Source organism: Streptomyces sp. NPDC002520 (assembly GCF_053595235.1).
On the sequence record NZ_JBSFXG010000051.1, the window covers coordinates 43,701 to 55,331 of the forward strand.

Below are 11,631 nucleotides of genomic sequence, written 5' to 3' on the forward strand. Positions count from 1 at the left end.
CAGGACGCCGGGCAGCGTCCGCCAGCGAGTGGACAAACCGGGCGCCGATTTCCCTCGATAGGCGAACTGTCAGGATTTGTGAACTCAGTTGACACGCTGCCACCTGCGTGGTTAAAACCGCGGCGCCGCTACGTCTGACCTCCCCCGATGGGGCTGGCCGGATGTTTTTGCGGTCGATGTTTATGACGAATGACACAAGGAAAGGGTTGCAGTGAAACCCAGGTTGGGCAGGCTTATAGCATGCCTTGTGGTGTCCGCGGTGGTCGGCACCGCGTTGCCGCAGGTCGCTTATGCGGCGTCCGGTTCGGACGGCGATGGCGGTGGTGGTGACGGTAAGGGAATTGTCGATACCGTCAAGGGATGGTTCGGCGACGACGGCGGTCATGAGCCGGCCGCGCCTCCGTCGCACGACGAGTTGGGTGTGGCGGAACGGCAGAAGCTGCCGAGGGGTGCGAAGGCTCCGAAGGCGAAGCGGGTCAAGGAGCTGACGGGGCGGCGGACGTCGACGGCTCGGTTCTGGCAGCTGTCGGACGGCCGGGTGCAGGCGGAGCTGTCCGCGGTGCCGACGTCGTACCGCTCGGGCTCGGGCTCGGGCGAGAAGGCGGCCTGGAAGTCGATCGACACGGCCGTCCACGCGACGGACGACAAGGGCTTCGACTTCGCCAACACGACGAATGAGGGCCGTAGTTGGTTCAGCTCGGACGCCGGCCGTCTGGTGCGGTTCCGGTCGCCGGACGGGCGTACGGTCACGTTGGGCCTTGAGGGTGCGGACGGTGCGCTGAAGCCGTCGGTGAAGGGCTCGACGGTCACGTACAAGGACGCGGTGCACGGCGCGGACCTGGAGTACGGGGTCGGTCCGGGGCGGGTGAAGGAGAACATCACCCTCGCCGAGCGCCCGTCCGGTCCGCTGAAGTTCACGTTCACGCTGGACACCGACGGTCTGGTGCCGCGCGCTCGTAAGGACGGGTCGGTGGCGCTGTACGGCGCCCTGCCGAACACGCCGGTGATGGTGATCCCGGCGCCGTTCATGACGGACGCGAAGAAGGCGGACCAGTCCGTCTTCGGCAAGACCTACAGCACGGCCGTACGACAGAAGCTGACCCGGGACGGCAAGTCCTGGAAGCTGACCGTGACCCCGGACGCGAAGTGGCTGGCGTCGAAGGACCGCCAGTACCCGGTCGTCATCGACCCCACGATCACGATCGCGCCGACGCCGAGCGGCTCGCAGGACACGATGGTCCTGTCGGACCAGCCGGCCACGAACTTCAACACGAGCTGGAAGCTGTCGGTCGGCCGGACCGCCACCGGCACGGCCCGTTCCCTGATCAAGTTCCCGTTGAGTGAGATCCCTTCGGGTACGCAGATCGATTCGGCGCGGCTGGAGATGTACTTCGACAACGCCCACGACGGCGGCGGCACGAAGGTGCCGGTCGAGGTGCACCGGGCGACCGGCACCTGGGACGAGTCGACGGCGACGTGGAGCAACACCAGTGCTCTGGCGGGTGAGCTGTCCGGCACGAGTTACACGGTGGACGACGGCGACGCGGGCACGACGGCGGCCACCGGTTCCTGGCCGCTGACGACGTCTTCGCTGGCGCAGTACGCCACGGGCGGGGACTACCACTACAACAAGGACGCGGTCGCCGGGGACGCGTACACCTGGCAGCCGAACATCAAGGACGCGGGCACCTACCAGGTCGACGTGCACTACGTCGCGGCGACCGACCGTGCGACGAACGCCCCGTACACGGTGACGTCCAAGACGGGCTCCACGACCTACACGGTGAACCAGCAGTCCGGCACCAACGGTGTGTGGGCTCCGCTGGCGAACGGCGCGCAGATCGACTTCGCCGCCGGTACGGCGGGCAAGGTCGTCCTGGGCGACGGCCCGGCCTCCGCGACGACGGCGGTGATCGCGGACGCGGTCCGCTTCACCAACCCGGCGATGATCAACAAGGACATCGGCGAGTACAGCCAGTGGCACAAGTTCCCGGTGACGGACACGGTGCAGCAGTGGCTGGACGGTTCGTCGGTGAACAACGGGTTCGTGCTGAAGGCGGCGGACGAGTCGACGGCCGGCCCGGTCGGCGGCCCCCGTTACGAGGCCGGCGACGGTGACTACGGCGGCGAGACCGCCACGATCCCGCGCCTGACCGTGACCTACGGCAAGGTCGGCACCACTCTCAACTCCCCGACGGTCGTCCACGGCACGGGTCCGGAGCTGAGCTGGAAGGCCTACTCGAACACGACCGGTGACACGGGCAACGACATCGTCGAGTACCAGCTGCACCGCTCCACGCAGCAGGCGTTCACCCCGTCCGCGGCCACCCTGGTCGCGCCGGTCTCGAAGTCTGTGACGGCGTACACGGACACCACCGCGACCCCGACGCCGGACTCCTCGTCGGTGGAGATCGGGCGGTCGTACTACTACCAGCTGGCGGTGAAGACGAAGAGCGGCCAGCTCCTCGGCTCCCCGACCCGCATCGTCGGTGTGCCGAAGGCGGGCCGCACGATGCGCCTGATCCAGGGCACGGCGGGCGCGGTCACGGACACCACCCTGTCCTCCGCGACCCCGACGACGAACCTGGACACGATCGGCCGGGACGGTGTGGGGCAGAAGTGGCTGAGCGTGGGCAACAACACGCCCACCAACGCCACCGAGAAGACCCGCGCGGTGATGAAGTTCCCGACCACCGCGATCCCCACCACCGCCACGGTGCTGGAGTCGCGGCTGTTCACGTGGGGTGCGGAGACCACCACCAAGACCAACGGTGCGATCTACGAACTCCACGGTCTGAACAAGGACTTCACCGAGACCCAGGCCACCTGGAACAACGCCGGCACCACCACCGCGTGGACCGCGGCGGGCGGCGACTACTCCGGAACCGTCTCCGACACCGTCGCCACGGTCTCCGACGTGGGCCGTCACTGGTGGGACGCGACCTCCCTCACGCAGGGCTGGACCCGTACCCCCACCTCCAACCACGGCGCCCTGATCAAGCTGAAGGACGAGACCTCCACGGGCCCGCAGGAGCAGACGATGTTCCTGGCCTCGGAGGCCGCCGACCCGCAGATCGGCCCGCTGCTGCGCGTGATCTACGTCGACTCCACGACGGACGACACGTACTACGCGCCGCAGACCCCGGCCCGTATGACCCCGAACTCCACCTACACGGTGGACTTCACGGTCACCAACACCACCAACGCCGCCTGGGCGACGGGTGAGCGGGTCCTGTCGTACACCTGGCAGCTCCCCGACGGCACGGACGTGACGAACGGCGGCAACCAGCTGTCGACGGCGATCCCGGCGCTCTCGCCCGGCCAGTCGACGACGATCAAGGCGCAGGTCAAGACCCCGATCAACTCGGACTCGGGCAGCAAGCGCACCGACTACGTGCTGGGCTGGGACGTCAAGAAGGTCTCCGACGGCACCTGGCTGTCCGCCGGTACTGGCGGCATCCCGACGCTGAAGCAGAACGTGGCGGTCGAGGACCCGACCTCGAACGCGCTGGGCCTGGAGAAGTTCTACTCCTACACCGGTAAGAACACCGGTGCCGGCTCGACCGTGATGAACAACCTGGCCTCCGGCAACACCGTATGGTCGTACAACGCGTTCACGAACCCGGGCCGTGGTCTGACCACGTTCGGCCGGTTCTCCTACAACTCGCTCGACACGAGTGACACGGTGTCGGGTGCGGGCTGGACCGCGCAGCTCGCCGGGCCGATCCGGCTGGGCGCGCCGCTGGACTTCCACCCCAACCCCAACCCGACCGAGATCCGTCTGCCCGACGGTGACGGCACCACGCACGTCTTCACCAAGCAGCCGGACGGCACCTGGAAGGCCCCCGCGGGCGTCCACTACCGCATCACCGCCAAGGCGGGCCTGGACTGCACCCCGGACAAGGACCCGGTCCCGGACGCCTGGACCCTCCTGCGCCCGGACGGCACCCGCTTCCTGTTCGGCTGCGACGGCTACATGACGTCCATCGCCGACAAGAACGGCAACACGCAGTCGTACACGTACGAGGAGCGCAAGTCCAACAACAAGCCGACGAAGTTCCTCACGTACATCACGGACCCGGCGGGCCGGCAGTCCCTCACGGTCGACTACTTCAAGAAGGGCGACGCGTCGTACGACTACATCGACGACACGGGCGCCAAGGCCAGCGGCACCAACCTGACCAACTCCAAGATCTACGACCACATCAAGTCCGTCACGGACATCAGCGGCCGGAAGATCTCCTTCTTCTACACGTCGAAGGGTCTGCTCGGTCAGTTCACCGACGGTGACGGCTCCGCCCAGCCGAAGGTGTTCAAGTTCACCTACGACGCCACCCAGGGCAACAAGAACGTCAAGCTCGTCACGGCCACCGACCCGCGCGGCCACGACACGAAGCTGGCGTACAACGAGCCGAAGGCGGGTGACGACCCGGCCTACCACTGGTGGACGAAGACGATCACCGACCGCCTGAACGGTGACACCGGCTTCGTCTACGCGGCCGACGCGGCGAACACCAAGTTCGTCGACACCACGGTCACGGACGCCGAGATCCACACGACGAAGTACGTCACCGACGACTTCGGCCGCCCGGTGCAGACGACCAACGCCAAGTCCCAGAGCACGAAGATGAGCTGGGACGCGGACAACAACGTCACGTACCTGGAGGAGGCCAACGGCGCCAGGACCGCGTACTGCTACGACCAGAAGACGGGCTACCCGCTCTGGCAGCGCGACGCGGAGAACAACAAGGCGGGCGTCCCCGACCAGACGGCCACCTGTGTCACCGACAGCTCCAAGTGGCCCGCGAACGCGGCGAAGTACGAGTACCAGACGCGTGCGGACGGCTTCTCGGCGGACCTCTTCCGCAAGACCTCTCCTGAGGGCCGCGCCTGGCAGTTCGGGTACGACAGCTTCGGAAACGTGAAGACGGTCACCGACCCCAAGGGCGTCGCGACCACGACGGTTCCGGACGACTACACCACCAAGTACGACTACGACGCCTACGGTCAGCTGACCAGGTCGACGGACGCCAACGGCAACCCGACGGCGTACAGCGACTTCGGTCCGACCGGCTACCCCAGCACCATCACGGACGCGCTGCAGAACGCGTCGTCCTACGTGTACGACGAGCGCGGCCAGGTCACTCAGGTCAGCGACGCGCTGGGCAAGAAGGTCTCGCAGGCGTACGACACCTTCGGGCGTCCGCTGGTCAAGACGGAGCCGAAGGACCAGGACGCCGGTGTCCTGATCACCACACCGGCACCGGAGTACGACGCCAACGACAACGTCACCAAGTCCACGGAGCCGAACGGCGCGGTGTCGACGGCGGTGTACGACAACACGGACGAGGTCATCTCGGCCACCGCGCCCAAGGACACCCCGACGTCGGACGAGCGGACCTCGACGTACACGTACGACAAGGTCGGCAACCTCAGGACGACGACGGAGCCCAAGGGCACCCTGACCACGTCGGACACCACCGACTACGTCACGACCAGCACCTACGACTCGGTCTACCAGCTGACCTCCGCCGTCAACTCGAACGGTGACAAGGTCAGTTACGACTACGACAACGTCGGCAACGTCGTCACGGTCGTCGACCCGAAGAAGAACGCGACGGCCGACACCACCGACTACACCACCAGGACCGACTACGACCTGGACCACCGGATCACGGTCGTCACGGACGCGGCCGGCAAGACCGCGAAGAAGGGGTACGACAAGGACGGCCTGGTCACGTCGACCACGGACGCCGAGAACAACACCACGCTCGTCACCTACGACGAGCGCGCCAAGGTCACCCAGGTCCAGGTCCCGCACGAGGGCACCGCGCCGGTCACGTACCGCACGACGAAGTACGAGTACGACCAGGTCGGCAACACCACCAAGGTGATCACCCCGCGTGCCTTCGAGGCCGGTACGACCACCGCGTTCACCTCGCGCACCGAGTACGACGCGCTGAACCGGCCGGTCAAGCAGTACCAGCCGTACGACCCCGCGGACTCCCGGTACAACAAGGCCGACGTCTACACGCAGACCTCGTACGACACGGTCGGCCGGGTGAAGGCGACGTCGCTGCCGCCGTCGGCGGGTGAGACGGTCCGCAACACGACGAACTACGCCTACTTCGACAACGGCTGGGTGAAGTCCTCCACGGACCCGTGGTCCATCGCCACCACGTACGACTACAACGACGAGGGCCAGCAGACGGCCCGGACCATCACCTCGTCGGGCGGCTCCTCGAACCGCACGATGTCGTGGTCGTACTACCCCGACGGCAAGCTGAAGTCGCGTTCGGACGACGGTGTGCCGGTGGGCAGCGCGGTGGTGCTGGCCGACAACTCCGACACCCAGAACACGTCGAAGACGGGCACCTGGACGGCCGGTGACATCGCCGGTCAGCAGGGTTACAACCACCTGACCCATGCCGCGGGCACGGGTACCGATTCGTTCGCGTGGACGCTCAACGTCCCCAAGGACGGCACGTACACCGCGTACGTGAAGGTTCCGAAGGTGACGGGCGCCGCGACGACGGCGAAGTACACCCTGACCTACGACGGTGGCACGGTCGACAAGACGATCGACCAGAACGCCGCCGCCAACCAGGGCACCTGGGTCTCTCTCGGCAGTTACGCGTTCAAGCAGGGCAACGCCTCGAAGCTGCAGCTGTTCCAGAACAGCGGCGGCACGGTCGTCGCCGACGGCGTCAAGCTCGTCCGCGACAACTCCGCCGACACCGACAACGAGAAGCGGACCTTCGCGTACACCTACGACGCGAACGGCAACCTGACCAAGATCGACGACACCTCGTCGACCGCGAAGATCGACGCGTACGCCCTCGCCTACACGGGCCTCAACCAGGTCCAGAAGGTGACGGAGTCGCTGAACGGAGCCGACAAGAAGGCGACGTCGTACACCTACGACGCCAACGGCCTGATGGAGACGGTCACGCACCCCGACCAGTTCTCCAAGTACACGTACGACCTGCGTGACCTGGTCAAGACGGTGTCGGTCGGCGATTCCGCCACGGACGCCTCGCCGAAGGTCTCGTCGTACACCTACACCGACCGTGGCCTGCGCCTCAAGGACACCAAGGCCAACGGCAACACCGTCGACTACACGTACTACCTCGACGGCCCGGTCAGGTCGACCACGGAGAAGAAGCCGAACGGCACCCTCGTCGACTCGCACACCTACGCCTACGACGCCAACGGCAACAAGGCGCAGGACGTGGCGAAGAAGATGAACGCCGACAACCACGCGTCGTACCTGACGTCCACCACGGACTACACGTACGACCCGGTCGACCGGCTGAAGCAGGCGGTGAAGACGGGCAACGGCGCGGGCACGGAGACGTACGTCCACGACGACAACGCCAACGTCATCAGCCAGACCGTCGGCAATGTGAGCTCGACGTACGACTACGACCGCAACCGACTGCTGTCGATGGTCACGTCGGGCACGGCCTTCTCCTACACCTACGACCCGTTCGGCCGGCAGGAGTCGGTCACCTCGGGCGGCAAGGTCGTCGAGCGGAGCGTGTACGACGGCTTCGACCACGTCGTGGAGTCCCAGAAGATGGACGACACGGGCGCGATGAAGTCGACCACGTACGCCTTCGACCCGCTGGACCGCACCATCTCGAAGACCGCCGGCGGCAAGACGACGGACTTCGAGTACCTGGGCCTGTCGCACGAGGTGCTGGACGAGAAGGTCGCGGGCACGCTGACCAAGGCGTACCAGTACAGCCCGTGGGGCGAGCGGCTGTCGCAGGTCAAGCACAACAGCGACGGCACGACGGAGGACGGCTACTACGGCTACAACGGCCACACCGACGTCGAGACCCTGACGGACAAGAACGGCGACACGAAGGCGACCTACGGCTACACCGCGTACGGCAAGGACGACGAGTCCGAGTTCACCGGTATCGACAAACCGAACGCCGCCGACCCGACGAAGGAGGCGTACAACCCCTACCGCTACAACGCCAAGCGCTGGGACGCCCAGTCCGGCACCTACGACATGGGCTTCCGCGACTACAGTCCGGGCCTGAACCGCTTCACCAGCCTGGACATGTACAACGGCGCCCTCGCCGACATGGGCCTCGGCAACGACCCGTACACGGGCAACCGGTACGCCTTCGGGGGCGGCAACCCGTCGAGCTTCGTCGAGCTCGACGGACATCTGCCGTGCGCGGAGGGGATCCTGGACGTGTGCGGCGGCACGGGGGCACCGGAGTGGTGCTCGGTCTGCCTGCAGACCTTCAACCCGGGCATGGCCAAGCCGCGCGCGCACGTGCCGCACGTGGAGAACCAGAAGCTGGGCAACATCATCAAGGAGCTCTACGCCCGCGACATGGTCGCCGACTCCGACGTCAAGGGTGACGGGCGCACCGCCACCGCGCTGATCCACGAGTACAACACGGGCAAGCCGGTCGGCACCTGGCACGTGGAGAAGGCGTCCAACAAGCTGAAGGGCCTGGCGAACCTGCTGGAGCTGGACCGCAAGGACCGCCTCAAGGGCGGCAACGGCCTGCTGTCGGAATCCGACCTCAAGGTGGCACGGAGCGAGGCGACCGACCTGTGGAACGCGCTCAACACGCGTGACGTGACCGGTGCCGTCACCGCGCACGTGCAGTCCAACCCGGAGACGCTGAAGAACATCTCGAGCAACCGGGAGGAGATCCTCAAGGCGGTGTCGATGTCGGACCTCACCGGACAGGAATTCGAGCAGGTGCACCCGAAGGCTCCTCCGCGGCCGGTCGGCGAGCCGGCGAACCTGCGGGGCGGCTACAAGGCCTTCGGCATCACCGGCGGTCTGCTGACCGCGGCGCAGGCCCCGGGCTACGTCCAGCGGTACGGTGTGGTGCGCGGCGCCTGGGAGATGTTCAAGGACACGTTCGACCCCCTCGGGGTCTCGGACAGCGAGCCCGATCCGTTCTTCCCCGACGACAACGCCGGAGGTGTGTGCGACCCGAGCACCAATCCCTCCTGCGCCTAGGCGCGGCTGCGTGAGCAGCCCATGAGAAGCAGCACGTGAAAGGCGGGGGCCCGGCACGGATCGTCCGTGCCGGGCCCTGTCCCGTGCACAGCAGTGAGCCCGCGAGAGTGAGCCCGCAACAGTGAGACCGCACCAGTGAGCCCGTGGAGACAACAGGTGGAGAAGATCGAGTTCGCGGACATCGTCCGGGCCTACCTCAGGACGGTGCCGCAGGCCGCCGACGCGCTGCGGGAGGTTCCGGAGCCGCAGCGCTCGGCCTTCGAGGCCTGGCCGGACGCGGAGACCGATCTGTTCGACTTCCTCCCGACGGCCTTCGTGCAGCCGGTCCTGCTGCCGAGGCTGAGCGAGGAGCCGGCGGACGAGGAGGCGCTGAGGGCGTGCTTCGCGTTCATCGAGGGCCTCGCGATGAACCCCCATCCGCACATTCAGAACGCCCTGTACTTCGAGGTCTACGAGCAGTTCCTGGACAGCGGCGCGATCCTGCTCCGGGCGGTACGGCTGTGCGGCCCGGTGGCCGGCGCGGCGCTGCGGAAGATGCTCACCGAGAACTACCCGGCGACCTGGGAGCGGATCTCCGGCGAAACCGCCGGCGGCACCTCGTAGACGTACAAGGACCAAGACACGACCGTGCCCCGGCCGCCGAAGCGGTGGCCGGGGCACGGTCGTGTCAGGGCTACGGCAGGGCGAGCATGCGCTCCAGCGCCAGCTTCGCGAACGCCTCGGTCTCCTTGTCGACCTCGATCCGGTTGACCAGGTTGCCCTCGGCGAGGGACTCCAGGGCCCAGACCAGGTGGGGCAGGTCGATGCGGTTCATGGTCGAGCAGAAGCAGACCGTCTTGTCGAGGAAGACGATCTCCTTGCCCTCGGGAGCGAAACGGTTCGCCAGGCGGCGGACCAGGTTCAGCTCGGTTCCGATGGCCCACTTGGAGCCGGCCGGGGCCGCTTCCAGGGCCTTGATGATGTACTCGGTCGAGCCGACGTAGTCCGCCGCGGCCACGACCTCGTGCTTGCACTCCGGGTGGACGAGGACGTTCACGTCGGGGATGCGGGCACGGACGTCGTCGACCGAGTCCAGGCTGAAGCGGCCGTGGACCGAGCAGTGGCCGCGCCACAGGATCATCTTCGCGGCGCGCAACTCGTCCGCCGTCAGCCCGCCGTTCGGCTTGTGCGGGTTGTAGACGACGCAGTCCTCCAGGGACATGCCCATGGCCCGCACCGCGGTGTTGCGGCCCAGGTGCTGGTCCGGCAGGAAGAGGACCTTTGTTGCCGAGGGCTCCCCCTGCTCGAAGGCCCAGTCCAGGGCCCGCTTGGCGTTGGACGAGGTGCAGATGGTGCCGCCGTGCTTGCCGGTGAACGCCTTGATGTCGGCGGAGGAGTTCATGTACGAGACGGGGACCACCTGGTCGGCGACGCCCGCCTCGGTCAGCACGTCCCAGCACTCGGCGACCTGCTCGGCCGTCGCCATGTCGGCCATGGAGCAGCCGGCGGCCAGGTCCGGCAGGACGACCTTCTGGGCGTCGGAGGTCAGGATGTCCGCCGATTCGGCCATGAAGTGCACACCGCAGAAGACGATGTACTCGGCCTCCGGGCGCGCGGCCGCGTCCCGGGCCAGCTTGAAGGAGTCGCCCGTGACGTCCGCGAACTGGATGACCTCGTCGCGCTGGTAGTGGTGGCCGAGCACGAAGACCCTGTCGCCGAGCTTCTCCTTGGCCGCGCGGGCGCGCTCGACCAGGTCGGGGTCGGACGGCGAGGGCAGGTCACCGGGACACTCGACGCCCCGCTCGCTCTTCGGGTCGGCCTCTCGGCCGAGAAGCAGGAGGGCGAGCGGGGACGGCTGAACGTCGAGCTCCGGGGTCTGGGCGGTGGTCACGACACACACCCTTTCTACTTTTCGTCTAACTGACGTTATCTATCATAACCCGTTCACGTCACTTTGACGACGGCCATAACGTCCATGTGACATGAATCCCCCTCGGGACTCCCGCGGGCAGCTGTCCGCGTCCACGGGCGTGTGCGAGCATGAGGAAGGAAGCAAAAAGGCGACCACGCGAACGCCCGGCCCGGAATGAATCCGCCCAAACGCCGGTTGCACTGGTCGGCAAGCAGTCTCCGTACAACCCGGGAGAGATGTAGATGTCCGTATCGGACGAGACCAGCACCGTCACCGACGGCATCGTCCTGACCGACGCCGCCGCGTCCAAGGTCAAGGCCCTGCTCGACCAGGAAGGCCGTGACGACCTCGCGCTGCGCGTCGCCGTCCAGCCCGGTGGCTGCTCCGGCCTGCGCTACCAGCTCTTCTTCGACGAGCGCGCGCTCGACGGCGACGTGGAGAAGGACTTCGGCGGCGTCAAGGTCGTCACCGACCGCATGAGCGCCCCGTACCTCGGCGGCGCCACCATCGACTTCGTGGACACGATCGAGAAGCAGGGCTTCACGATCGACAACCCGAACGCGACGGGCTCCTGCGCCTGCGGCGACTCCTTCAGCTGAGCCGGCCACGGCGGCTGAGTCGGTCACGGCCTGACATGCGAAAGGCGGCGGGTGCCGCGCGGGCCCGCCGCGCTCGGCTGTTATGGGCCCCCCCCCCCCCCAGCAACGCACGTCACACCTCAATAAACAAATCAAATAAA

4 protein-coding genes are annotated in these 11,631 nt (G+C 67.0%); 3 read left to right on the forward strand and 1 reads right to left on the reverse strand.

Going from position 1 to position 11,631, the window contains the following annotated elements; translation table 11 throughout:
- Positions 1 to 1,234 precede the first annotated feature (1,234 nt).
- Together ACWD5D_RS40675 and ACWD5D_RS40680 are read left to right on the forward strand one after the other, a co-directional pair.
- A complete protein-coding gene (locus ACWD5D_RS40675) occupies positions 1,235 to 9,001 on the forward strand; it encodes a golvesin C-terminal-like domain-containing protein (protein WP_451377794.1) in 7,767 nt (2,588 codons plus the stop codon).
- Positions 9,002 to 9,157: 156 nt separating this feature from the next.
- Positions 9,158 to 9,604 carry a hypothetical protein gene (locus ACWD5D_RS40680; RefSeq protein WP_451377791.1) on the forward strand — a complete coding sequence of 149 codons (447 nt, stop codon included), beginning with the start codon at positions 9,158 to 9,160 and terminating at the stop codon, positions 9,602 to 9,604.
- A gap of 70 nt (positions 9,605 to 9,674) precedes the next feature.
- Here the strand turns inward: ACWD5D_RS40680 and nadA are convergent, their stop codons facing one another.
- Complete coding sequence (nadA, locus tag ACWD5D_RS40685) at positions 9,675 to 10,871, reverse strand: quinolinate synthase NadA (protein WP_451377792.1); 1,197 nt, start codon at positions 10,869 to 10,871, stop codon at positions 9,675 to 9,677.
- Between the two features lie 263 nt (positions 10,872 to 11,134).
- On the opposite strand from nadA, the gene ACWD5D_RS40690 reads away from it, so the two are divergent.
- Positions 11,135 to 11,491 carry a HesB/IscA family protein gene (locus tag ACWD5D_RS40690; protein ID WP_094218235.1) on the forward strand — a complete coding sequence of 119 codons (357 nt, stop codon included), beginning with the start codon at positions 11,135 to 11,137 and terminating at the stop codon, positions 11,489 to 11,491.
- The last annotated feature ends 140 nt before the right edge of the window (positions 11,492 to 11,631 follow it).